This window comes from Streptomyces sp. URMC 126, assembly GCF_051386555.1.
Classification (GTDB): Bacteria; Actinomycetota; Actinomycetes; order Streptomycetales; family Streptomycetaceae; genus Streptomyces.
In genome coordinates this window covers 5,541-32,293 of record NZ_JBPQTX010000017.1, presented here as the reverse complement: position 1 = coordinate 32,293, position 26,753 = coordinate 5,541, and the positions used below count along the sequence as shown (strand labels likewise).

At 76.1% G+C, this 26,753-nt stretch carries 4 protein-coding genes and 1 pseudogene; all 5 read right to left on the bottom strand.

From position 1 onward, the window contains the following. Positions 1 to 27: 27 nt before the first annotated feature. Positions 28 to 1,737, bottom strand: a complete 1,710-nt coding sequence (locus tag ACSNOK_RS03965; RefSeq protein WP_436779131.1) for an ABC transporter ATP-binding protein — start codon at positions 1,735 to 1,737, stop codon at positions 28 to 30. Next, complete coding sequence (locus ACSNOK_RS03960) at positions 1,730 to 3,727, bottom strand: ABC transporter ATP-binding protein (RefSeq protein WP_436779130.1); 1,998 nt, start codon at positions 3,725 to 3,727, stop codon at positions 1,730 to 1,732. The genes ACSNOK_RS03965 and ACSNOK_RS03960 overlap by 8 nt, the downstream gene beginning before the upstream one ends. 93 nt (positions 3,728 to 3,820) lie before the next feature. Further along, a complete protein-coding gene (locus ACSNOK_RS03955; protein ID WP_004945011.1) occupies positions 3,821 to 4,030 on the bottom strand; it encodes an MbtH family protein in 210 nt (69 codons plus the stop codon). Positions 4,031 to 4,176: 146 nt separating this feature from the next. Beyond that, a pseudogene (locus ACSNOK_RS03950) lies at positions 4,177 to 13,869 on the bottom strand (amino acid adenylation domain-containing protein); the annotation flags it as partial. Then, on the bottom strand, positions 13,866 to 26,753 hold the full coding sequence (locus tag ACSNOK_RS03945; protein ID WP_436779129.1) for an amino acid adenylation domain-containing protein: 12,888 nt from the start codon (positions 26,751 to 26,753) through the stop codon (positions 13,866 to 13,868). The gene ACSNOK_RS03945 and the pseudogene ACSNOK_RS03950, both read right to left, overlap by 4 nt.

Genomic DNA, 26,753 nt, shown 5'->3' with positions numbered 1-26,753 from the left:
ACCGAGGTTAGGCTACCCTAACTCAGATCATGAGCTGTGCGCCATCCGCCCGGCCACCCGGCCCTGTTCGAGCCGGATCACCCGCGGCAGCCGCGCGATGGTGGCCGGGCGGTGGGCGATGACGATGAGGGTCCGCGCCTCGCTCATCCCGTCCAGGGCGTGCTCCAGCCGGGCCGCCGTCACGGGGTCGATGTCGGCGGTTGCCTCGTCGAGGACGAGCACCGCCGGGTCGGCGAGCGCCGCCCGCAGCAGGCCGACGATCTGCCGCTCCCCCGCCGACAGCCGCTCGCCGCGCACGCCCACCTCGGCGTCCAGGCCGCCCAGGTCGCGCAGCCAGTCCTCCAGGCCGAGCTCGCGGACGGCCCGTTCCATGGCGGCGCGGTCCGGGGCGCTGTGCACCAGCTCCAGGTTGCGGGCGATGGTGCCGGTCACCATGCGGACCTCCTGGGGCACCAGGACGACGCGGCGGCGCAGTTCGGCCTCGGACAGCTCCCGCAGGTCCGTCCCGGCGAACGTGACGGCTCCCCGGTCGGGGGTGTAGAGCCCGCAGAGCAGCTTGGACAGGGTGGTCTTGCCGGAGCCCGTCTCGCCGACGACGCCGACGCGGTCGCCGGCGGGGAACGTCAGGGAGACGTCGCTGAGCACCCGGGTGCCGTCCTGGTACCCGTACTCCACGCCTTCGCAGCGCAGTTCGCCGCGCAGCGGCAGATCGGCCGCGCTCGCGGCGGCGGGGGCGGCGGGCTTGACGCGTTCGGTGGCGGCGAGCAGGTCGAGCAGCCGGGCCAGGCCGGTGCGCGCGGTCTGCACATGGCCGACGAGCTGGGAGAGGTCGGAGAAGGAGTCGAACAGGTTGCGGCTGGCGAGGACGAAGGTGACGACGGTGCCGATGGTGATGACATGGTGCGATGCCTGCCAGCCGCCGAAGAGGAGCAGGGCGACGAGGGCGACGCCCTCGATGAGGCTCACCAGGTCGATGCGGTTCTCCACCCGGATCGCCCGGCGGGCGGCGGTGACCGCCACCTCGTTCTCCCGCCCGAAGCGGCGCATCCAGCCCGGCAGTCCGCCGGCGGTCTGCAGCGCCTCCCGGACGGTGAGGGTCTCGCTGAACGTGGCCGCGACGGTGGCCTCGGCGGTCGCCTTCCCGCCGAACGCGGCGGACGCGTCCCGCTGGAACCAGCGCATCGCCAGGAGCGCCGGCGGGACGAACACGACGAGCTGCACCAGGGCGAGCTGCCACGAGTAGACGAACAGCAGGCACAGCGTGAAGACCAGGGTGGCCGTGGCGGACACCAGGTTCCGCAGGTGCATCCGGACGAACGCGGCCAGCGCGGCCACCTCGCCGGTGGTGCGGCGCAGGAGCTCGCCGGTGCGGTGCGACTCCAGGAACCGCAGGGGCGCCGACGCCAGGTTGGCGACGGACCGTTCGCGCAGGCTGCGGACGACGTTCTCGCCGGCCTTGGCGAGCAGCAGCTCGCCGGAGCGGGCGAGGCCGAGCTGGACGACGGCGAGGGCGACCAGCGCCCCGGCGGCGACCAGCAGTCCGGTGCGGTCATAGTCGTGCAGGGCGTCGGTGGCGCGGCCGACCAGCGGGGCGACGGCGACCAGGGCGGCGGAGTCGGCGAGGCCCACCGCGACGGCGGTGATCAGGGCCCGCCGGTGGGGGCGGAGGTGGGGGGCGGCCCGGCGCAGGATGTGGCGCTCGTCGGGCCGGTCGTCGAGCAGGATCGGCTCAGCCACGGTCGGCCTCCTGGTGCGCGGCGGACAGGGCGGGCACGGGGGATGTCGCTCCGGTTTCAGGGGACTTCGCTGGTGTCGCGGGGGGCTTGACTCCGGCTGCCGGAGCGGCCTCCCGGTCGGCGAGGGTGACGACCCGGTCGGCGGCTTCCAGGACGGCGGTGCGGTGGGTCGCGAAGAGCACCGTGCGCCCCTCGGCCCAGCTCCGGAGCCGCTTCAGGACCAGGGCCTCGGTGGTGGTGTCGAGGGCGGAGGTGCAGTCGTCCAGCACCAGTACCTCGGGGTCGCCGAGCAGCCCGCGGGCCAGGGCCAGGCGCTGGATCTGGCCGCCGGACAGAGCGGTTCCGCTCTCGCCGAGGGGGGTGTCGTAGCCGTCGGGCATGGCGGCGATCTGGTCGTGCACGCAGGCCGTCTCGCAGGCGGCGCGCAGCGCCTCGTCGGACAGGTCGCGGCCGAGCCGCAGGTTCTCGGCGACGGTCCCGGACAGCAGCAGCGGCCGCTGGGCCACGTAGCCGATCCGGCGGCGTACGTCGTCGAGGGCGGCGTCGCGCAGGTCCACGCCGCCGTAGCGGACGGTGCCGGTGGCCGGGTCGTCCAGCCGGGCGGGCAGCCGCAGCAGGGTGCTCTTGCCGGAGCCGGTGGATCCCTGGACGGCCACGAACTCGCCGCGCCGGACGGTCAGGTCGAGCGGGGCGAGGACGGTGACGCCGTCGCGGACGGCGCTGACCCCGCTCAGCTCCAGATCCCCGCCGGAGGCGAGGGCGACCGGCTCGGCCGGGTCGGTGACGGTGGCGGTGAGGGACAGCGCCTCCTCGATCCGGGCGGCGGCGACGTCGGCCTGGCCGCGTTCGAGGAGCCGCTGGACGAGGACGCGGGTGGCCAGGGTGACGGTGGCCATCCACGAGGTGAAGGCGACCAGCCCGCCGATGGTCAGCCGGTGGTCGAGGACGGCGAGGCCGCCGACGCCCACGCCGACCGCGACGGCCAGCCGGGGCACGAAGGGCGCGACGGCCGCCCAGTTCGCCTCGATGCGCGCGGCCTTGACGGTCTTGTCGGTGACGACCGCGCTGGCGGTGTCGTGCCGGTCCAGCAGCGGCCGGTGGCCGCCGGTGCCGCGTAGCCCGGTGCCGACCTGGAGCAGGTCGGCGACGGCCTCGGCCCGTTCGCCGTGCGCGCCGGACAACTCGTCGCTGGCGGCGCCGAAGCGGCGCGGGAAGTACAGGTTGACCCAGGTGAGGAAGGGCAGCATGCCCACCGTCACCAGCAGCAGGACGGGGTCCAGCGCGGCCAGACCGGGCAGCACGACGACGAACGTGGTGGCCAGCACCACCCACACGGCGAGGCCGTGCACCCACTCGCGGACCATGTCCGTGTCCCGGGTGGCGCGCATGGCCAGGTCGCCGTGGCCGCGTTCGGCGAGGGCGGCCCGGTCGAGGCCGGCCAGCCGGCCGAGCAGCCGCGACCGCAGGTCGGCGCCGACCCGCGCGTCGGTGGTGCTCGCCCAGTACTGCCAGCCGTAGAGCCCGGCGAACTGTACGCAGGCGGCGAGCGCGGTGGCGCCGGACCAGAGCAGCAGGGCCCGGTCGTCGTCCTTTTGGATGCCGTCGTCCAGCGCCCGCTGGACGCACCACGGGACGGCGAGCAGCGCGACCTGGCGGACGCACGCGGAGATCATCCCGGCGAACAGCGTGGCCCGGTGCGGGCGCAGCGAGTCGCGCAGCAGCCGGCGGGCGCGGCGGCGCCGCTCGGCGGGGAGGCTCTTCGGGTCGTCGTCCTCAAGCCCGTCGGTGCCGGCGGGTTCGGCCGCACCGGCCGGTTCGGCGGCCTCGGCCGGTTGGTCCCCGGCGGCCGGGACGGTGCCCGACGGGCCGGTGGCAAGCGCCCGTTCGTCGGTGGGAGCCCGGTCCTTCGCGGGCTCGGCGGCCGGCCGGTCGCCCGGTGGCCGGTCGGCGTGGCCGGGGTGGTGCTCCGGCTTGGCGGGGTGGGTGCTCACGACGTCAGGTATCCGATCCGAGGGGTGGTTCGACCGCGCGGTCCGGCCGGGACGACCGGTCCGGACCGCGCGGGGCGGGGGCGGGGGTCCGGGTCAGGACCGCGCGGCGAGACTGGCGGGGCGCATGTCCGTCCAGTTCGCGTCCACGTACTCGGTGCAGCCCTGGAGGCTGTCCTCGCCGTGGACGACGGTCCAGCCGGCGGGGACCTCGGCGAACACCGGCCACAGCGAGTGCTGGTTCTCGGCGTTGACGAGGACGTAGTAGCGGGCGTCGTTGTCCTCGAAGGGGTTGGTGGCGCTCATCTGTGGTGCTCCTAGGTGAAGTGGAGGGGGACGTTCAAGAATTGTCGGTGGTCTGGGGTGGCTCAGGAAGAGGCTGCCGCGTTCTCCGGGTTCTCGGGGTCCTCGGGGTTCTCGGGAGCCTCTTCGCCGGACCGGGCGGCGAGGAGGGCCGCGAGCTCGGCGACGGTGGGCCGGGCCAGCAGGTCGGCGACGGTCAGCCGGGTGCCGAACGCGTCGCGGACGCCGTGCAGCAGGGACATCAGCAGCAGCGAGTGGCCGCCGAGGTCGAAGAAGCCGTCGTCGACGCCGACGTCGGGCAGTCCGAGCACCTCGGCGAAGACGTTACACAGCGTCTTCTCCACGGCGTCGCGCGGGGCCCGCCCGGTGCCGCCCACGGCCGTGTCGGCGGCGGTGGGCGCGGGCAGGGCCTTGCGGTCGAGTTTGCCGTTGACGGTCAGCGGCAGGGCGTCGAGGACGACGAACGCCGACGGGACCATGTACTCCGGCAGCCGGGCGGCCAGCGCCCGGCGGAGGTCCGCGACGTCCACGGCGCCGGAGGCGGCGGGGACGAGGTAGGCGGCCAGGCGCTTGACGCCGGGGACGTCCTCGCGGACCACGACGGCGGCCTGCGCCACCGCGTCGTCGGCGGTCAGCGCGTCCTCGATCTCGCCGGGTTCGACGCGGTAGCCGCGGATCTTGACCTGGTCGTCGACGCGGCCGAGGAAGTCCAGCAGCCCGTCCTGCCGCCACCGCACCACATCACCCGTGCGGTACATCCGCGCACCCGGCTCCCCGAACGGATCCGCCACGAAACGGCCGGCGGTGAGGCCGGGGCGGTCGAGGTAGCCCCGGGCGAGACCGACGCCGGAGACGTAGAGCTCGCCGGGGACGCCGACCGGGACGGGCCGCAGGTGGGCGTCGAGGACGTGCGCGCGGGTGTTCCAGATCGGACGGCCGACGGTCGCCGTGTCGCTGTCCAGCGTGCCGCCGCCGAGCGTGTTGATCGTGTACTCGGTCGGTCCGTACAGGTTGTAGCCCATCACGCCGGGCGTCTCGCGCAGCCGCGTCCACAGGGATTCGGCCACGGCCTCGCCGCCCAGCAGGACCAGCGCCGGCCGGTGCCGGTCCTCGTCCAGCAGTCCGCACTCGACGAGGGCCTGGGCGTACGAGGGCGTCACATTGATGACGTCCACCGCGTGCTCGGCACAGTACGCCGCCAGCCCCTCCGCGTCCCGCCGCAGCGACTCGTCCAGGACATGCACCTCATGCCCCTCCACCAGCCACAGCAACTCCTCCCACGACATGTCGAAGGAGAACGACACCGTGTGCGCGATCCGCAACCGCCGCCCACCCGCCGCAGCCACCACCGGCTCGAAAATCGCCTCCCGGTGATTGAGCTGCATATTCGTCAGACCCCGGTACGGCGTCACCACACCCTTCGGCCGACCCGTCGACCCCGACGTGAAAATGACGTACGCCGCCGCGTCGAGATCGACGTCCGCGTCCACCGGGCCGACCGGGAAGCCGGCCAGTTCCTCGGCGACGGACGGATCGTCCAGTTCGACGACCGGGACGCCGTGCACGTCCGGCATCCGGTCGCGGGCGGTCGAGTCGGTCAGGAGGACGACCGGGCGGGTCTCGGCGACCATGTAGGCGAGCCGGTCCACCGGGTAGTCGAGCTCCAGCGGCAGATAGGCGGCGCCGGCGCGCAGGACCGCGAACAGCGCCGCGACCATCTCCAGCGACCGGGGCAGCCCGAGGGCGACCACCCGCTCGGGGCCGGCGCCCCGGGCCAGCAGCAGCCGTGCCAGGCGGTCGACTTCGGCGTCCAGCTCGGCGAACGTCCACACCCGCTCGCCGGCGACGAGCGCCACCTCGTCCGGCACGGTCGCGGCGCGCTCGGCCAGCAGCTCCGCCACCGACTTCTCCGGCAGCTCCCGGTCCGTCGCCGCCCACTCCCCCAGGACCAGGCCGCGCTCCCGCCCGGTCAGCACGTCCAGGGTGCCGACGCGGCGGTGCGGGTCCTCGGCGATCTGGGCGAGGAGCGAGAGGAGGCGCTCGACGAGGGACTCGGCGGTGGCGCGGTCGTAGAGGTCGACCGCGTACTCGAAGGCGATGTCGATCTCTTCGTCGGAGGGCGTCTCCTCGAAGTTGAAGTCGAGCTCGAACTTGGCGGCGCCGAGCTCGAAGGGCAGGATCCGGCTCTCCAGCCCCAGGAGCCGGCCGGCGCGGCCGTCGTTGTTCTGGTAGCCGAGCATCACCTGGAACAGCGGGTGCCGGCCGGCCGCGCGCGGCGGGTTGAGCGCCTCGACGAGGCTGTCGAACGGCAGGTCCTGGTGGGCGAAGGCGGCCAGGTCGTTCTCGCGGACGCGGCCGAGCAGTTCGGTGAACGTCGGGTCGCCGGACAGGTCGTTGCGCAGGACGAGGGTGTTGACGAAGAAGCCCACGAGTCCGTCGAGCGCCGCGTCCGAGCGGCCCGCGACGGGCGCGCCGAGGGGGATGTCGTCCCCGGCGCCCAGCCGGTGCAGGAGCGTGGCGACGGCGGCCTGGAGCACCATGAACGTAGTGGTGCCGGTGGCCGTCGCCGCGTCGCGGAGGCCCCGGTAGACGGCGGGCGGCACCTGGGCGCGCACGGTGTCGCCGCGGTGGCCGGTGTCCCGGCCGCGCGCCCGGTCGCGGGGCAGGGCCAGCTCCTCGGGCAGGCCGTCCAGGGCCTGCCGCCAGTAGGCCGTCTGGCGGTGGTGGGCGCTGCGCTCGTCGGCCGGGTCGCCGAGCAGTTCGCGCTGCCAGAGCGTGTAGTCGGCGTACTGCACGGGCAGCGGCTCCCAGGCCGGTGCCATGCCCGCCGCGCGGGCGGTGTAGGCGGCGGTGAGGTCCTCGATGAACGGCAGCATCGACCACTCGTCGCCGGCGATGTGGTGGAAGAGGAGGACGAGGACGTGGTCCTCGGGTCCGATCTCCAGCGCCGTGACGCGCAACGGCAGTTCACGCGCGAGGTCGAAGGGGTGGCGGACGGCCGCCTCGACGTCCGCCGCCAGCGTCTCCTCCGTCGTCGTGGCGGTGTGCAGGACGCGGGCGGGGTCGGGCGTGTCCAGGATCCGCTGCACGGGCCGGCCGTCGTGCTCGCCGACGACCGTCCGGAGGCTCTCGTGGCGCCCGGTCACGTCGGCCACGGCGTGCCGCAGCGCGTCCTCGTCCAGGGGGCCGGTCACGCGGACGACGAGCGGAACGTTGTAGGTGGCACCCGCGTCGTCGAGGTTCTGGAGGTACCACATGCGCCGCTGCGCGTGCGAGAGCGGCAGCTCGGCCGGGCGGTCGCGGCGCGTCAGGGCGGGGCGGTCGCCGGCGGAACCGGACGTGCGCTCGGCGAGCGCGGCCGGGGTGGGGGCCTCGAAGAGGTCGCGGACGGCGAGGTCGGTGCCGAGCTCGCTCCGGATCCTGCTGACCAGGCGGGTGGCCAGCAGGGAGTGGCCGCCGAGGTCGAGGAAGTGGTCGTCGGGGCCCACGCCCTGGACGCCCAGGACCTCGCCGAAGAGGGCGCAGAGCCGTTCCTCGCGCTCGTTCCGGGGGGCGCGGCCGGTGCCGCTGCCGCCGAGGTCCGGGGCGGGGAGGGCCTTGCGGTCGAGCTTGCCGTTGACGGTCAGCGGCAGCGTGTCGAGGACGACGAACGCCGACGGGACCATGTACTCCGGCAGCGCCGCGGCGAGCGTCCGGCGGACGTCGGCGGTGTCGACGCCCCGCGGCCCGGCCGGGACCAGGTAGGCGGCCAGGCGCTTGACGCCGGGGGTGTCCTCGCGGACGACGACGGCGGCCTGGGCGACGGAGGGGTGCGCGGCCAGGGCGTCCTCGATCTCGCCGGGTTCGACGCGGTAGCCGCGGATCTTGACCTGGTCGTCGACGCGGCCGAGGAAGTCCAGCAGCCCGTCCTGCCGCCACCGCACCACATCACCCGTGCGGTACATCCGCGCACCCGGCTCCCCGAACGGATCCGCCACGAAACGGCCCGCCGTCAGGCCCGGGCGGTCCAGGTAGCCGCGCGCCAGGCCGACGCCCGACACGTACAGCTCGCCCGGGACGCCGACCGGCACGGGCCGCAGCCAGGCGTCGAGGACATGGGCGCGGGTGTTCCAGATCGGACGGCCGACGGTCGCGGTGTCGCTGTCCAGCGTGCCGCCGCCGAGCGTGTTGATCGTGTACTCGGTCGGACCGTACAGGTTGTAACCGATGAGGCCGGGGGTGTCCTTGAGGCGGGTCCAGAGGGACTCGGGTACGGCCTCGCCGCCGAGGAGGACGAGGACGGGCCGGTGCCGGCCGTCGTCGAGCAGTCCGCACTCGACGAGGGCCTGGGCGTACGAGGGCGTCACATTGATGACGTCGACCTCGTGCTCGGCGCAGTACGCCGCCAGCCCCTCGGCGTCCCGCCGCAGCGACTCGTCCAGGACATGCACCTCATGCCCCTCCACCAGCCACAGCAACTCCTCCCACGACATGTCGAAGGAGAACGACACCGTGTGCGCGATCCGCAACCGCCGCCCACCCGCCGCAGCCACCACCGGCTCGAAAATCGCCTCCCGATGGTTCAACTGCATATTCGTCAGACCCCGATAGGGCGTCACCACACCCTTCGGCCGACCCGTCGACCCCGACGTGAAAATGACGTAGGCGGCGGCATCGAGATCGACGTCCGCGTCCACGGAGTCGCCCGGCAGCGCGGCGAGTTCGGCGGTCACCGCCGGATCGTCCAGCTCGACGACCGGGACGCCGTCCACCTCGGGCATCCGGTCGCGGACCGAGGAATCGGTCACGAGGACGACGGGACGGGTCTCGGCGACCATGTAGGCGAGCCGGTCGGCCGGGTAATCGAGTTCCAGCGGCAGATAGGCGGCGCCGGCGCGCAGGACGGCGAACAGCGCGGCCACCATCTCGGGCGACCGGGGCAGCCCGAGGGCCACCACCCGCTCGGGGCCGGCGCCCCACGACAGGAACAGCCGCGCCAGGCGGTTCACCCGCGCGTCGAGTTCGGCGTAGGTCCAGACGCGGTCGCCGGCGACGAGCGCCACGGCGTCCGGTACGGCGGCGGCGCGCTCGGCCAGCAGGTCGGCCACCGAGGCGTCCGGCAGCTCGCGGTCCGTGGCGGCCCACTCCCCCAGGATCAGGCCGCGCTCCCGCTCGGTGAGCAGGTCGAGGGAGCGGACGGGGACGTCGGGGCCCGCGGTGATCCGGTCGAGCAGGGTGACGAGCCGGCTCGCGTGCTCTTCGACGGTGGCGCGGTCGAAGGCGTCCGGGCGGAACTTCCAGTCGAAGGTGAGCCGCTCGCCGGGGTTGGCGGTGAAGATGAGCGGGAAGTGCGTGGCGTCGACGTCGGTGACCTCGTCGACGCCGAGGGCCTCGCCGACCCGATCGCGCTCGTCCTGGTCGACGGGGGTGTTGCGGAGCACCTGGAGGGTGTCGAAGAGGCGGCCGAGGCCGGTGGTGCGCTGGATGGCGCCGAGGCTGAGCTGGTGGTGGGGCAGGAGGGCCGCCTGTTCCCGCTGGAGCCGGGTGAGGAGGGCGGCGGCCGTCTCGTCGCGGTCCAGGCGGACGCGGACGGGGACGGTGTTGAGGAACATGCCCACGGTCCGCTCGATGCCGGGGAGCTCGGCGGGGCGGCCGGAGACGGTCGTCCCGAAGACCACGTCCTGGCGGCCGGTGATGCCGGCGACCAGCAGGCCCCAGACGCCGGAGAGCACGGTGTTGAGGGTCAGGCCGTGGGCCTGGGCCCAGCCGGTGACACGGGCGCTCAGCTCGGCGGTGAGCGCGGTGGTGTGCTCCTCGGGCAGGAGCGAGGCGCGCTCGCGGGCGTGCGGGGCGACGAGGGTCGGCTCCTCGACGCCGGCCAGCGCCGCGCGCCACGCCTCTTCGCCGGCGGCGGTGTCCTGGGCGTGCAGCCAGGCGAGGAAGTCCCGGTACGGGAGCGGTTCTTCGCCCTCGGGGGCCGCGAGGGCGCCGGTGGTGACGAGGGCGTGGCAGTGGGCCAGGAGTTCCTGGAGGAACAGCCCGGACGACCAGCCGTCCCAGAGCAGGGTGTGGTTGGTGACGAGGAGGTGCTGGCGGCCGTCGGGGGTGAGGACGGAGACCAGGCGCAGCAGCGGCGGGTTCGTCAGGTCGAAGCGGGTGCGGGCCTCGGCGTCCTGGAGGCGGGCGAGTTCGGCCGCGGCGGCCTCCGGCGCGAGGTGGCGCAGGTCGGCCTCGGTGACGGGCACGTCCACGGCGGCCGGGACGAACTGGACGGGCTCGTCGAGGCCGTCGTGCAGGAAGCCGGCGCGCAGGTTGGGGTGGCGGTCGAGGACGGCGGTGACGGCGGTGCGCAGCGCGTCGGCCGGGACGGGCCGGCGGAGGGTGACGACGTCGCGGGAGGTGTAGACGTCGAGCGCGTCCTGGTCGTAGAGGGCTTCGAAGAGGAGGCCGCGCTGGAGCGGGGAGAGCGGCCAGAGTTCCGGGTCGCCGGGCACGGCGGCGCGGACGGCGGCGAGGTCCCGGTCGCCGGGCCGGGGCAGTTCGGTGGCGGTGGCCGGCGCGGCGGCGGGGGTTTCGCGGCGGGCACGCTCGGCGAGTCCGGCGGGGGTGCGGGCCTCGAAGACGTCGCGGGGGCTGAGGGTGAGGCCCTCGGCGCGGGCGGCGCCGACGAGGCGGATGGAGGTGATGCTGTCGCCGCCGAGGCGGAAGAAGTCGTCGTGGACGCCGGCTCGCGGGAGTTCGAGTACCTCGGCGAGGATCCGGCAGAGCAGCGCCTCGGTGGCGTCGGCCGGTTCGCGGTCGTCGGCGCTTCCGGCGTAGTCGAGGGCGTCGTCGGACGGCAGCGCGGTGCGGTCGATCTTGCCGTTGACGTTGAGCGGGAGCGCGTCGAGGACGGCGAAGGCCGAGGGGACCATGTACTCGGGCAGCCGGGCCGCGCAGGCGGCCCGCAGGTCCCCGGTGTCGGGGGTGGCGCCGGGGGCGGGGACGACGTAGGCGACGACGCGCTTGATGCCGCTCGCGGTGGTGCGGACGAGGACGGCGGCGTGGCCGACGGCGGGCTGGTCGGCGAGGACGGCCTCGATCTCGCCGAGTTCGATGCGGTAGCCGCGGATCTTCACCTGGTCGTCGGTGCGGCCGAGGAAGTCCAGGCCGCCGTCGGGGCGGCGGCGGACGAGGTCGCCGGTGCGGTACATGCGGCTGCCGGCCGGCCCGTAGGGGTCGGCGACGAAGCGGGACGCGGTGAGTCCGGGGCGGTCGAGGTAGCCGCGGGCGAGCTGGGTGCCGGCGAGGTAGAGCTCGCCGGGGACGCCCGCCGGGACCGGGCGGAGCATGCCGTCGAGGACGTGCGCGCGGGTGTTGCGCAGCGGGCGGCCGACGGTGGGGGTGGGGCTGTCGGCGAGGTCGGCGACGAGGGCGTCGACGGTGAACTCGGTGGGCCCGTAGTAGTTGACGCAGGTGAGGCCGGGCGCGCGGTGCAGCCGCGCCCAGAGGGCCTCGGGCACGGCCTCGCCGCCGAGCAGCAGCACCGCCGGGCGGTGCGGGGCGGCGGGGTCGAGGAGGCCGCTGTCGAGGAGCTGCTGGGCGTAGGTCGGGGTGACGTCGAGGGTGTCGACGCGGTGGGCGCGGACGTGAGCGACGACGGCCTCGGCGTCGCGGCGCTCGTCCTCGCCGAGGACGTGCAGCTCGTGGCCGCCGATCAGCCAGATGAGCTGTTCCCAGGAGGAGTCGAAGGAGAACGAGGCGGTGTGCAGGGCGCGCAGCCGGTCGCGGCCGGTGGCGCGGACGGCGTCGGCGAAGACGGTGTCGAGGTGGTCGTGGGCGAGCGCGGTGAGGCCGCGGTGCTCGATGACGACGCCCTTGGGGCGGCCGGTGGAACCGGAGGTGTGGATGACGTACGCCGGGTGGGCGGGGTCGGCCGGGCCGCCGCGCTCGGCGTCGGTGAGCGGGCCGGCGGGCAGGGCGTCGAGGGCCGCGCGGACGTCCGGGTCGTCGAGGAGGACGGTGGTGGTGCCGGGGGCGGCGGGCAGCCGGCCGGCGACCTCGCGGGTGGTGAGCAGCAGGGTGGGCCGGGCGTCGTCGAGGAGCAGGGCGAGGCGCTCGTCGGGGTGGTCGAGGTCCATCGGCAGGTAGGCGCCGCCGGCCTTGAGGACGGCGAGGATCGCGGTGACGGACGCGGTGGAGCGGGGCAGGGCGAGGGCGGCGACACGTTCGGCGGCGAGGCCCCGGTCGCGGAGCAGCCGGGCGAGCCGGTCGGAGCGGGCGTCGAGGGCGGCGAAGGTGAGGTGTTCGGTGCCGCCGTCGAGGGCCGGGCCGGTGAGGGCGGTGGCGTCGGGGGTGCGGGCGGCCTGCGCGGTGAACAGGTCGGTGACCGTGCCGGCCGGGACGGGGTGTTCGCCGCCGTCGGCGGCGGCCGTGAGCTCCTCGCCCTCGCCGGGCAGCAGCGTGTCGAGCCGGGCCAGCGGGGTGTCGGGCTGCTCGGCGAAGAGGGTGAGCAGGCGCAGGAAGCGGTCGGTGACGCGGCGGGCCGCGGCGTCGTCGAACAGGTCGGTGCGGTAGCCGAGTTCGAGGCGCAGGGTGGTGCCGGGCAGCACGGACATCGTCAGCGGGTAGTGGGTGGCGTCGCGGGCGCCCAGGCCGGTGACGCGCAGGCCGCTCGCGGCGGCGGCCGCGCCGAGGGTGTCGGAGACGTCGTCGCTGCCGGTGTAGTTCTCGACGACGAGCAGGGTGTCGAAGAGGGGGCCGTCGACGGCGGTGAGGCGCTGGATGCCGCCGAGGCCCAGGTGCTGGTGGTCGAGGAGGGCGGCCTGGTCGGCCTGGACGGCCGCGGCGGTGCCGGCGAGGGTGGCGTCGGGGGTGAACCGGACGCGGACCGGCAGGGTGTTGATGAACAGGCCGACCATGGTCTCGGCGCCGGGCAGGTCGGCGGGGCGGCCGGAGACGGTGGTGCCGCTGACCACGTCCCGGGCGCCGGTGAGGGAGCCGACGAGGACGCCCCAGAGGGTGTGGGCGACGTTGCCGAGGGTGAGGCCGCGGGCGCGGGCCACGGCGGTGACGGCGGCGGTGAGTTCGGGGCCGGCCTCCGTCTCGACGGTGCCGGGTTCGACGGCCGCGCCGAGGGCGGCGCCGGGGGCCACCGGGTGCGGCTCGGTGAACCCGTCGAGGGCGGCGGCCCAGGCCCGGCGCGCGGCTTCGGTGTCGCGGGTGGCGAGCAGTTCGAGGTGGTCGCGGTAGGGGCGGACGGGCGGCAGGGCGGCGAGGTCGCCGCGCGAGCCGACGAGGGTGAGCAGCTCCCGCACCAGGATCGGCATGGACCAGCCGTCGAGGAGCAGGTGGTGGCAGGTGATGACGAGGCGGGCGCGCCCGTCGTCCAGGCGGAGCAGGGTGAGCCGCAGCAGGGGCGGTTCGGCGAGGTCGAAGCGGTGGTTCCAGTCCTCGTCCATGGCCGCGCGGACCGCGTCCTCCCGGGCGGCCGGGTCGCCGGCGAGGGCGGTGAGGTCGCGTTCCCGCACGGGGGTGTCGACGTGCCGGGGGACGAACTGGACGGGCTCCTCGCCGTCGTCGTACCAGAAGCCGGCGCGCAGGTTGGCGTGGCGGCGCAGCAGGGCGTCGGCGGCGGCCGTCAAGTCGGCCGTTTCCAGCGGCCCTTCGAGGTCGAGGTGGGACTGGACGACGTAGACGTCGCGGGCGTCCTCGTCGTAGACGGCGTGGAAGAGGAGGCCCTCCTGGAGGGAGGACAGCGGGTAGACGTCCTCCAGCGCGGACCCCGCTGCGGAGTCGGCCTGGGTCGGTGCGGTGGCGTCGTTCATGGTGGGGTTCTCGGTCCAGGAGGGAGAGGGGGCGGTGGGCTGCTGGTCGGGGTTCATCGGCGCCTGCGCAGGCGGGCTTCGAGGCGGTCGATGCGCTTCTGGTCGAGGCTGACCAGACGGACGTCGGACGGGGTGATGCCGCCGGCGTGCGGGTCGGCGGTGTGCCGGGCGAGGGCGTCGAGCGCGGCGAAGTGGCGGTCGGCGAGCTCGGCCACCTGGTCGTCGGTGAACAGGGCCCGGGGCCAGCTCCACTCGACGGCCAGTTCCGGCCGGCCGTCGGGGCCGGTGGTGACGACGGCGTCGAGCTCCAGCGGGTACCCGGCCGGCATGGCCGGGTCCGGCGCGGCGCCCTCGGCGACGGCGGCCCGCTCCGCGTCGGGGGCGAAGGGCCAGCGGCCGTCGCGCGGTCCACCCTGGTGGTCGGTACGCCCCCGGTAGTTGAAGAGGAGCTGGGAGGCGGGGAGCGCGGCGAGCAGGGGGGCGGTCTGGGCGTTGAGGTGGCGCAGCAGGCCGTGGCCGAGGCCGCGGTCGGGGGCCGCCCGCAGCTGCTCCTTGACCCGCTTGAGGGCGTCGCCGGCCGCCGGGCCGCCGGCCAGGGCGTCGGCCACGTCGAGGGTGGAGACGTCCAGGCGGACGGGGTGGACGGTGGTGAACCAGCCGACGGTGCGCGACAGGTCGGGGGTGAGCCCGGCGGTGTCGCTGCCGCCGCGGCCGTGGCCTTCGAGGTCGATCTGGAGGGCCCCGGTGTAGGCGGCGGGCAGGGCGGGGTTCGCGGTGCGGCGCCAGTCGGCGGCGGCGAGGGCGAGGCCGGCCAGCAGGACGTCGTCCACGCCGGCGGAGAAAGCCTGCGGCACGGTGGTCAGCAGGGGTGCGGTGCGGTCGGCGGGCAGGGTGCGGCGCAGGGTCCGCAGGGTGGCGGTGGTGTCGCGGCGCGGGTCGGCGGGTGTACGGGACAGGGGTGCCTGCGGCCCGGCGAGCGCGGTGCGCCAGTGGGCGGTCTCGGCGGTGCGGGCCCGGGTGTGGGCGTGGTCGAGCAACTGGGCGGTCCAGGCGCGCAGTCCGGTGGTCTCGGGTTCGAGGGCGGGGGTGCGGCCTTCGGCCCGGGCGGTGTACGCCTCGGTGAGCTCGGGGAGCAGGATCCGCCAGGAGACGCCGTCCACGGCCAGGTGGTGGACGGTCAGCAGGAGCCGGCCGTCGGCGTCCGGTCCGGCGTCGCCGTGGACGGCGCGCAGGACGGTGCCGGTGGCGGGGTCGAGCGCGGCGGCGGAGGCGTCGGCCTCCTTGACGAGCAGGTCCCGCAGGGCGCCGGCGTCCAGGCCGGTGAGGTCCGCCTGACGCAGGGTGGCCGGGTCGGTCACGGCGGGGGCCGTGTCGGCGGGCAGGATTTCCTGCGTCCACAGCCCGTCCGTCCGGTCCAGGCGCAGGCGCAGGGCCGGGTGGTTGCGGGCGAGGTCGGCGAGGGCCGCGCGCAGGGCGTCCGGGCGGAGCCCGGCGGGGACGGTGAGCAGTACCGACTGGTTGAACCGGTCGATGGGGCCGCCGCGTTCGCGCAGCCAGTGGACGACGGGCAGCGGGGGCAGTTCGCCGTCCTCGGCCACGGCGGCCGGGGCGGGTTCCGCGGCGGGGGCCGTGCCGCCGGCGGCGGCGAGGGCGGCCGGGGTGGGGTGCTGGAAGACGTCCTTGGCGGCGACGGTGAAGCCGGCCTTGCGGGCGGCGCTGACGAGCTGGATGGAGACGATGCTGTCGCCGCCCAGGGCGAAGAAGTTCTCGTCCTCGCCGACCTCGGGCAGGGCCTTGCGGTCGAGCTTGCCGTTGACGCTCAGCGGCAGCGCGTCCAGGAGGCCGATGACGGCGGGGACCATGTGCTCGGGGAGGCGCGTGGCGAGGGCGGCGCGCAGGTCCTCGGGGTCGCAGGGGTGGCCGGCGGCCGGGACGGCGTAGCCGACGAGCTGCCGGGAGCCGCCGGGGGCCAGGGGGCGGGCGACGACGGCGGCCTGGGCGACGGCCGGCAGTTCCGCCAACGCGGCCTCGATCTCGCCGAGTTCGATGCGGAACCCGCGGATCTTCACCTGGTCGTCGGTGCGGCCGAGGTACTCGACGGAGCCGTCGGCGCGGCGGCGCACGAGGTCGCCGGTGCGGTACACGCGGCTGCCGGCGGGCCCGTAGGGGTCGGCGACGAAGCGGGACGCGGTGAGTCCGGGCCGGTTCAGGTAGCCGCGGGCGAGCTGGACGCCCGCGAGGTACAGCTCGCCGGGGACGCCGACCGGCGTCGGGCGCAGCGCCGCGTCGAGGACGTGCAGCCGGGTGTTCCACACCGGGCGGCCGATCGGGACGACGCCGGCCCCGGGTTCGGCCCGGTGGTAGGTGACGTCGACGGCGGCCTCGGTGGGCCCGTACAGGTTGTGCAGCTCGATGTGCGGCCAGAGCGCGGCGAAGCGGTCCACGGCGGCGGCGGGCAGCGCCTCGCCGGAGCAGAAGACGCGCCGGACGCCGGCGAAGCCGGAGCGGACGGCCTCGTCCTGCTCGGCGGCCGTGGTGAAGGCCGTGAGCATGGAGGGGACGAAGTGGGCGGTGGTGACGGAGGTTTCGGCGGCGAGGCCGGCGAGGTAGTCCGGTTCGCGGTGGCCGCCGGGCCGGGCGAGGACCACGGCGGCGCCGCTGACCAGGGGCAGGAAGAACTCCCAGACGGAGACGTCGAAGCTCGCCGGGGTCTTCTGGAGGATCCGGTCGGCGGGCCGGACGCCGTACGCCTCCCGCATCCAGTCCAGGCGGTTGACGATCGCCTCGTGCGTCACCACGACGCCCTTGGGGCGGCCGGTGGAGCCGGAGGTGTAGATGACGTACGCGGCGTGGTGCGGCGCGGCGGGGGCCGGCACCGCGACCTCCCGGGCGGGCTCGTCGACGAGGACGACGGGCGTACCGTCGAGGCGCGGCAGCCGCTCGCGGGCGGTGCCGACGGTCACCACGGCCACGGGGGCGGCGTCGGCCACCATGCCCGTGAGACGCTCGGCCGGGTGGTCGAGGTCCAGGGGGAGGTAGGCGGCCCCGGCCTTCAGGACGCCCAGCAGGGCGGCCATCAGCTCGGCCGAGCGCGGGACGGCGACCGCCACGATCCGGTCGGGCCCGGCACCGAGGGCGGCCAGCCGCCCGGCCAACGCACTTGTCTGCTCGTCGAGTTGACGGTACGTCAGCTCGCGCCCCTCGTACACGACGGCCGTCGCGTCGGGCGTCGCGGCCGACCACTCGGCGAACCGGGTGACGAGGGTGCCCGGGGCCACGGGGTGCTCGGTGGCGTTCCACTCCCCCGCCAGCGCCCGGCGCTCGCGCGGGCTCGTCACCTCGACGCGGTCCAGGGGCCGGCCGGGGGCGGCGAGCGCCTGCTCCAGGACGTGCAGCAGCCGCTCGGCGAGGAGTTCGGCGGTGCCGTGGTCGTACAGGTCGGACGCGTGGATGACGGTGAGGTCGGTGTGCGCGCCGTCGGCGGACTCCACGAAGGTGAACGCCAGGTCGAAGCGGGCCGCGTGCAGCGGGTCCGGGAGCAGCGCCGTGCGGGCGCCGAACAGGGCGTCCAGGCCGGTGGCCTCCTTGCGGTGCTGGACCATCACCTGGAACAGCGGGTGCCGGCCGAGCGACCGCTCGGGGCTGACGATCTCCACCAGCCGGTCGAAGGGCAGGTCCTGGTGGGCGAGCGCGCCCAGCACGGTCTCCCGGGACCGTTCGACGAGCCGGTCGAAGGTGAGCGCGGCGCCCTCGGGGGCGGTCAGGTCGTGCCGCAGGACGAGGGTGTTGACGAAGAATCCGACGACGTTCTCGACGGCCTCGTCGGCACGGCCCGCGACCGGGGAGCCCAGGGCGACGTCACGGCTCCCGGCGAGGGTGCCCAGCAGGAAGGCGCCGGCCGCCTGGGTGACCATGAACGGGGTGACGCCGGCGCGGTGCGCGTACGTCCGCAGCGCCCGGTGCAGGGCGTCGGGCAGCCGCAGCCGGACGGCGCCGCCGCGGCCGGTCGGCTCGGCGGGGCGGGGCCGGTCGGTGGGCAGGGTCAGTTCGTCGGGGAGGCCGGCGAGCCGCTCGGTCCAGTAGGCGGTCAGGCGGTCGTCGGAGGGCAGGTCGCGCTGCCACAGGGCGTGGTCGGCGAACTGGAGCGGAAGGGGCCGCCAGGCGGGCGCGGCGCCCCGGAGGCGGGCGGCGTAGGCGGCGTCGAGGTCGCGCAGGATCACGCCCTCGGACCACTCGTCGCCGACGATGTGGTGCAGGGCCACGCACAGCACGTGGGTGTCCGGGCCCGCCGCGAGCAGGGTGGCGTGCACCGGGGGCGCGGCGGCCAGGTCGAAGGCGCGGGCGCCGGCCTCGGCGACGGCCTCGTCCAGCCGCTCGGGGGCGACGTGCCGCACCTCGAACGGGATCCGGGCCTCCTCCGGCGTCAGCACCCGCTGGTACGGGTGCCCGTCGGCGTCCGGGAAGGCGGTGCGCAGCGCCTCGTGGCGGGCGACGACGTCGGCGAACGCGGCGCGCAGGGCGTCGTGGTCGAGCGGTCCGTCGATCCGCAGCGAGCAGGGGATGGTGTAGGCGGTGCTGGGGCCCTGGAGCTGCTGGAGGAACCAGAGGCGGGCCTGTGCGGGCGACAGCGGTACCTCGGCCGGGCGCGGGACGGCGGTGGGGCCGGGGCGGTCCGCGCCCGCGCCGTCGAGCCGGCGCGCGAGGGCGGCGGGGGTGCGGGCGTCGAACAGGTCGCGGATGGTGACGGGGGTGCCCAGCGCGGCGCGGACCCGGCCGACGAGGCGGGTGGCGAGCAGGGAGTGGCCGCCGAGCGCGAAGAAGTCGTCGTCGGGGCCGACCTCGGGCAGGCCCAGGACGTCGGCGAACGCGCCGCACACCAAGGCCTCGCGCTCGTCGCGCGGCGCCCGGCCGCCGCCGGCCGTGCCGGCGAAGGCGTCGGCGCCGGGCTCGGGCAGCGCCTGCCGGTCGAGCTTGCCGTTGACGTTCAGCGGCAGCGCGTCCAGGAGGACGATCGCGGACGGGACCATGTACTCGGGCAGCCGCTCGGCGAGGGCGGCGCGCAGCTCGCGCGGGTCGGCGGTGGCGCCGGGCGCGGGGACGGCGTAGCCGACCAGGCGCTTGACGCCGCCGGCCGCGCCCCGGGCGAGGACGGCGGCCTGGGCGACGGCCGGCAGGGCGGCCAGCGCGGCCTCGACCTCGCCGGTCTCGACGCGGAAGCCGCGGATCTTCACCTGGTCGTCGTCGCGGCCGAGGTAGTCGAGGGTGCCGTCGGCGCGCCACCGGACGACGTCGCCGGTGCGGTACATGCGGGTGCCGTCCGGGCCGTACGGGTCGGCGACGAAGCGGGACGCGGTGAGGCCGGGCCGGTTGCCGTAACCGCGGGCGAGGCCGGGGCCGGCGATGTAGAGCTCGCCGGGGACGCCGGCCGGGACCGGGCGCAGCCGGGCGTCGAGCACGTAGACGCGGGTGTTGGCGATGGGGCGGCCGACGGACGGCGCGGGGCTGTCGTCGAGGGCGGCGCCGAGGGTGTCGACGGTGTACTCGGTGGGGCCGTAGAAGTTGTGGCCGATGACGCCCTCGGTCTCCCGGATCCGGGTCCACAGGGCCTCGTCGACGGCCTCGCCGCCGAGCAGGAACAGCACCGGGCGGTGCCCCTCGCCGTCCAGCAGGCCCCACTCGACGAGCTGGCGGCCGAACGACGGGGTGACGTCGAGGGTGTCGATCCGGTCGGCGCGCAGCCGGGCCGCGAGGGCCTGCGGGTCGCGGCGCGACTCCTCGGTGTAGACGTGCAGTTCGTGGCCGCAGACCAGCCAGAGGAGCTGTTCCCAGGAGGAGTCGAAGGAGAACGAGGCGGTGTGCGCGGCGCGCAGCCGGCGCCCGCCGGCGGCCTCCACGGCGCGGGCGAAGACGGTGGAGCGGTGGTGGTCGAGCATGTTGACCAGACCGCGGTGCGGCACCTGGACGCCCTTGGGTCGGCCGGTGGAGCCGGAGGTGTGGATGACGTACGCGAGGTCGTCGAGCGCGGGTCGGCGCGGGAGGGCGTCCGGGTCGGTGTCGTCCGGCAGCTCCTCCAGGAGGACGGCGGTACGGCCGTCGAGAGGCAGCCGGTCGGCGACCTGACGAACCGTCAGAACGGCTACCGGCTCCGCGTCGTCCAGCATCAGCGCCACCCGGTCGGCCGGGTGGTCGAGGTCCACCGGCAGGTAGGCGGCGCCCGCCTTGAGGGTGCCGAACACGGCGGCGACGAGGTCGGCGGAGCGGGGCAGGGCGAGGGCCACGACGGTGTCGGGGCCGGCGCCGAGGGCGGTGAGGCGACGGGCGACGGCGTCGGCGCGGGCGCTCAGGTCGGCGTAGGTGAGGCTGTCGGCCCCGCAGACGACGGCGGTGGCGTCGGGCGTCGCCGCGACCTGGGCCTCGAAGGCGTCGACGACCGTGCCGGCGGGGACTGCCCGCTCGGTGGCGTTCCAGGTGCGCAGCAGGGTGTCGCGCTCGGCCGGGGCGAGGACGTCGAGGGAGCCGACGGGCGCGTCCGGGCGGGCGGCCATGGCGTCGAGCAGCCGCAGCAGGCGCTCGCCGAGGTCGGCGGCGCGCGCGGCGGTGAAGGTGTCGGGCCGGTACTCGACGGTGATGCGCGGGGCGTCACCCGGCAGGACGAGGACGGACAGCGGGTAGTGGGTGGCGCCGCGGTTGCCGATGCCGGTGACGCGGAGGCGCCCGGGGCGGCCGGCGGGGTCGGGGGCGGTCAGCTCGTCGGCGTCGACGGGGTAGTTCTCGAAGACCAGCAGGGTGTCGAAGAGGGTGCCGAGCCCGGCCTGCGCCTGGATGTCGGCGAGTCCCGTGTACTGGTGGTCGAGCAGCCGCGACTGCTGTCCCTGGAGGCGGGCCAGGGCGGCGGCGACGGTCTCGTCCTCGTCCACCGTGAAGCGGACGGGGATGGTGTTGCTGAAGAGGCCGACGATGGACTCGACGCCGGGGATGTCGGCGGGCCGGCCGGAGACGGTGGCGCCGAAGACGACGTCCGTACGGCCGGTGAGCCGGCCCAGCAGGACCGCCCAGGCGCCCTGCACGAGGGTGTTGAGGGTCAGCCCGTGGTCGCGGGCGAGCGCGGTGAGGGCGGTGACGGTCTCGGCGGGCAGCGGCAGGTCGACCTCGCCGGCCGTGGCGCCGGCGGCCGGGTCGCCGTCGGCCAGGGTGTCGGCGAGCAGCGTCGGTGCCGTCAGGCCGTCGAGCGCGGTCCGCCAGGCGGCGGTGTGCGCGGCGGTGTCCTGCCGGTCGAGCCAGGCGAGGTGGTCGGCGTAGGAGGCGGCGGGCGGGAGGGCGGAGGCGTCGCCGCCGGCCGCGTAGGCGGCGATGATCTCGCGGAGCAGGACGGGGGTGGACCAGCCGTCCATGACGAGGTGGTGGCGGGTCAGCACCAGCCGGTGCCGCTCGGTGCCGAGGCGCAGCAGGGCGCAGCGGAGCAGCGGCGGCCGGGTGGGGTCGAACGGGGTGGTGGCCTCGGCGGTCTCGACGGCCTCCACGGCGGCGTCGACGGCGTCGGCCGGAGTGCCGGTGAGGTCGTGGACGGTCCACGGGACGGTGACCCGGGCGGCGACGGTCTGCACCGGCCGGTCGGCGGCGGTGTGGTCGAAGGCGGCGCGCAGGGCGGGGTGGCGGTTGGTCACCGCGTCGACGGCGCGGCGCAGCGCGGCCTCGTCGAGCGGGCCGGTCAGCTCCAGGCCGGTGAGGGAGGTGTAGAGGCCGTCGGCGCCGGTCTCGTAGAGGGCGTGGAAGAGGAGGCCGTCCTGGAGCGGGGAGAGCGGCCAGACGTCCTCGGTGCCGGGCCGGGCGTCGAGGACGCGGTCCAGGGCGGCCTGGCCGAGTCCGGCGAGGGGGACGTCGGAGGGGGTCGGCCGGGGCTCGCCGGCGCGGGCGGCCCACTGGGCGAGGCCGTCCAGGGCGCGGAACCAGCGGTCGCCGAGGTCGCGGACGGCTTCCTCGGTGAGGACGCCCTCCGGCCAGGTGAGCACGGCGGTCAGCTCGGGGCCTTCGGCGCGGTCGTGGACGAACGCGCCGATCTCCAGGGCGTGCGCGGCGGGCAGCTCCGGGTCGCAGGCCGCGGCGAACGCGTCGCCGGCCGGCGTCCAGGGGGCGTCGCCGGCGGCGAACCGGCCGAGGTAGTTGAAGAGGAGCTGCGGCGCGGGCGCGGCGGCGAGTTCGGTACGCGCCTCGGGGTCGAGGTACCGCAGCAGGCCGTACCCGGTGCCGTCGTCGGGCAGCGCGCGGAGCTGCTCCTTGACGAGGCTCAGGGCGCGCCCGGCGTCGGCCGGGTCGACGCCTTCCAGGTCCAGGCGGGCGGGGTACTCGCTGGTGAGCCAGCCGACGGTACGGGAGGTGTCGGCGCCGGGGACGAGGTGGTCCTGGCGGCCGTGGCCCTCCAGGCGCAGCAGCAGGTCGGCGGGGGCCGAAGCGCCCTGCCGCTCGCGCCGCCGGCCGAGCACGGCCAGGGCGAGGCCGGTGAGCAGGACGTGGTCGACGCCGGCCCGGCGGGCGGCGGGCACCTCGGCGAGCAGGGGCGCGGTGCGGTCGGCGGGCAGGGTCAGCCGCAGGGTGCGGCTGGTCGCGGCGGTGTCGCGGGCCGGGTCCACGGCCCGCTCCCCGAGCAGCGGCCCGGCGCCGGGCGCCAGGACCTCGCGCCAGAGCGGCAGTTGGGCGCGGACGGCGTCGGACGTGGCGGCGGTGTGCAGCCCGCGCGCCCAGCGGCGCAGCGGGGTGCTCGCGGGCGCGAGGGCCTCGCCCTCGTACGCGGCACGCAGGTCGGGCAGCAGGACGCGCCACGAGACGCCGTCGACGGCGAGGTGGTGCACGGCCAGCACGAGCCGGCCGGGCGTCTCGGGGCCGAGGTCGCACCAGGTGGCGGCGAGGACGGCCCCGGCGGCGGGGTCGAGCCGGTCGACGGCGGCGTCGCGCTCGCGCTCGACGGCGGCGTCGGGGTCGCCGTCTTCGGCCAGGTCCACGCGGTGGAGGACGACACCGGGGGCGGCGGAGGCGGAGAGGATCTCGGTGGTCCAGGCGGGGCCGCCGTCGGACGCGCCGCCGCCGACCGGACGACCGGCAAGACCGGCCACCGACGAGCCCACGGCCACCTCGGCCCCCGTGGCCGTACCCGAGCGCGCACCGACCGGGCCCGCGCCCGGACGACCGGCGACACCGGCCACCGACACGTCCCCGCCCGGCCCAGAAGTACCGGCCTCCGCCTCGTCCCCAGTGGCCACACCAGAGCCCGCACCGACCAGGTCCACGGCCGGACGACCGGCGACCCCGGCCGCCGACGAGCCCACGGCCGCCTCGGCCTCAGTGGCCACGCCAGAGCCCGCACCGACCGGGCCCGCGCCCGGACGGCCGGCAGCGCCGGCCGCCGACGCGCCGCCGTCCCGGCCGGGACCACCCGCCTGCGGCGCGGTGCCCGTGCTCGCGCCCGAGCCGTCCGGGCCGGGGCCCGCCTCGGCGTCCCGCGTGCCCGTGCCGGCCGTCGGCAGGCTGCGGCCGTCCTGCCGGTCCGCGACCGCGCCGTAACCACCCGACGAGGTGCGGACAGCGCCGCCCGGCACCAGCCGGATCCGCAGCGCGTCGTGGTGGCGCGTCAGCTCGTCCAGGGCGGCCGTGAGCCGCTCCGGGTCCAGCCCGGCCGGGACGGTGACGACCGTCGTCTGGGCGAACCGCCGTACCGGCCCGCCGCGTTCGCGCAGCCACTCGGTGATGGGGGTGGCCGGCAGGGGGCCCGTCGCGTCCTCGCGGCGGTCCTCGGCGCGGGCGTCGGCCGCGCCGGTCAGGCGCTCGGCGGCGCTCGCGACGGCGGCGATGGTCTTGCGCTCGAAGACGGTCCGGGGTGTGACGCCCCAGCCCGCCTGGCGGGCGCGGCTGCCGAGCTGGATGGCGGAGATGCTGTCGCCGCCGAGGGAGAAGAAGTTGTCGTCGACGCCGACGGAGTCCAGGCCGAGGACGTCGGCGGCGACCTCGGCGAGCACCCGCTCGGCCTCGGTGCGGGGGGCGCGGGAGGCGGGCGCGGCGGCGGGCGCCGGGTCCGGGAGGGCCTTGCGGTCGAGCTTGCCGTTGAGGCTGAGCGGCAGGGCGTCGAGGACCACGACCGGCGGGACCATGTGCTCGGGCAGCGTGGCGGCCAGCCCGGCCCGCAGCTCCTCCGGGTCGAGGGTCCGCCCGGCGGCGGGCACGGCGTAGCCGACGAGGCGGCGGGTGCCGCCGGGGGTGGCCACGCGGGCGGTGACGGCGGCGCCGGCGACGCCGGGCAGCGCCTCCAACGCGGCCTCGATCTCGCCGAGTTCGATGCGGAAGCCGCGCACCTTGACCTGGTCGTCGGTGCGGCCGAGGTACTCGACGACGCCGTCGCCGTGCTCGTCGACGGCCCACCGGACGAGGTCGCCGGTGCGGTACATGCGGCTGCCTTCCGGCCCGTACGGGTCGGCGACGAAGCGGGACGCGGTCAGGGCGGGGCGGTCGAGGTAGCCGCGGGCGAGCTGGACGCCCGCGAGGTACAGCTCGCCGGGGACGCCGACGGGGACCGGGCGCAGCTCGGCGTCCAGTACGTACAGGCGGGTGTTCCACACCGGCCGGCCGATCGGGACCACGCCGGCGCCGGGGCGGGTGCGGTGGTACGTGACGTCGACGGCGGCCTCGGTGGGCCCGTACAGGTTGTGCAGCGGCACCTCGGGGAGCGCCTCGTACCACCGCTCGACGACGTCGCCGGGGAGGGCCTCGCCGGAGCAGAAGGCGCGGCGCAGCCCGGCACAGGAGCGGGCGGCGGAGGGCTCCTCCAGGAAGGCGCGGAGCATGGAGGGGACGAAGTGCAGGGTGGTGACGTGCCGTTCGGCGATGAGCCGGGCCAGGTAGGCGGGGTCCTTGTGGCCCTCGGGGCGGGCGAGGACGACGGTGGCGCCCTCGCAGAGGGCCCAGAAGAACTCCCAGACGGAGACGTCGAAGCTGGCCGGGGTCTTCTGGAGCACCCGGTCGTCGGCGCGCAGCCGGTAGGCGTGCTGCATCCAGGCGAGGCGGTTGACGATGGCGCGGTGGGTGACGACGACGCCCTTGGGGCGGCCGGTGGAGCCGGAGGTGTAGATGACGTACGCGGCGTCGTCGGGTCCGGGGCGCGTGACGGCGGCGCTCTCGGCGTCCTCGAACGGCTCGTCCAGCAGGAGGGCGTTCCCCCGGACGGCGGCCGGGAGCCGGTCCAGCACCGCGCGGACGGTGACGACGCGCACCGGCCGGGCGTCCTCGGCCATGGCGGCGAGCCGGTCGGCCGGGTAGTCGGTGTCGAGCGGCAGGTAGGCGGCGCCGGACTTCAGGACGCCGAGGAGGGCGGTCATCAGCTCGGCGGAGCGCGGCACGGCGACGGCGACGATCGTGTCCGGGCCGGCTCCGGCGGCGGCCAGCCGGCGGGCCAGGGCCTCGGCGCGGGCGTCGAGTTCGCGGTAGCTGAGGAGGGTGTCCTCGAAGACGACGGCGGTGGCGTCGGGGGTGGCGGCGGTCCGTTCGGCGATGCGCTCGACGAGGGTGGTGGCGGCGAGCGGCCGGTCGGTGGCGTTCCAGGTGCGCAGGACCGCCTCCCGCTCGCCGTCGGCGAGGAGTTCGGCGCGGTCGAGGGTGAGGGCGGGGTCGGCGGCGAGCCGGGCCAGCAGGTCGGCGCAGCGCTCGGCGTGACCGGCGAGGGCCGCGGCGTCGTACAGGGCCGGGTTGGCGTCGAACTCCAGGTGCAGGGCGCCGTCGGGGCTCTTGGTGACGGAGACGGACAGGTCCTCGACCGGGCCGGAGGCGAGGTTGACGGTGTGTCCGGGGACGCCCGCGAAGTCGAGGTCGAGGTCGAAGGGCTTGATGTTGAGCATCGGCCCGTACAGCCGCTGCTCGCTGCCGACGAGCCCGAGGTCGCGGCGGATGTCCTCGCCGCGGTAGTGCTGGTGGCGGCGGGCGTCCTTGAGCTCGCCGACGGCGCGGCGGACGAGGTCGGGGAGCGTGTCGCCGGGCTCGACGGCGAGGCGGACGGGCAGCACGTTGACGGCCATGCCGGGGACGCGGAGCGTGCCGGGGGCGCTGCGGGCCATGAAGTGCATGCCGAGGACGGCCTCGGAGGTGCCGGTCATCCGGTGCAGGTACGCGGCGACGGCCGCGGTGGCGGCCTCCGCCCAGGTGGCGCGGACGCTCTCGGCGAGGGCCAGGACGGCGGCGGAGCGCTCGGCGCCGAGGCCGACGCGGTGCCGCAGGAAGGTGTGGGAGGCCTGGGCGGTCTGCTCGGTGAGGCCGGTGGCGGCCGGGCGGCCGGTGTGGCGGCCGGTCCAGTAGGCGCGGTCGGCGGCGGGCCGGTCGGAGGCGAGGTAGGCGCGGTCGGCCTCGACGAGCCGGGCCACGGACTCGAACGGCGACGCCGGGACGGGCTCGCCGTGGACCAGGGCGGTGTAGACGGCGGCGACGCGGCGGGTGAACAGGGCGACGCTGTAGCCGTCGACGACCAGGTGGTGGAAGTACTGGAACCACAGGTGGTGGTCGGGGGCGACGGTCACCAGCAGCGAGCCGGTGAGCGCCGGGGGCTCGCCGTCGGCGGCGTCGAGGCGGGGCGGGCAGGAGAGCTGGGCCCGGACGAGTTCCACGGCGGCGTCGACGGGCGAGGCGGCGCCGGTGGTGTCGAGCCGGGGCAGGTGCCAGGCGGCGGCGTCGAAGGGCACGGGGACCTGGAGGGCGCGGCCGTCACGCTCGGCGAGCCGGATGTGCAGGCCGTCGGCCTCGGCGAGGGTGCGGCGGAGGGCCTCCTCCAGGGCGTCGACGTCCAGCGGACCACGGAGTTCCACGTACTGGCCGACGTTGTAGCCGGGGTTCTCCGGGTCGATCCGCTGCGCCGAGAGCACGCCCTCCTGGGCTCGCGTGAGCTCCAGGGTCCGTGCTGCGTCGCTGGTCAC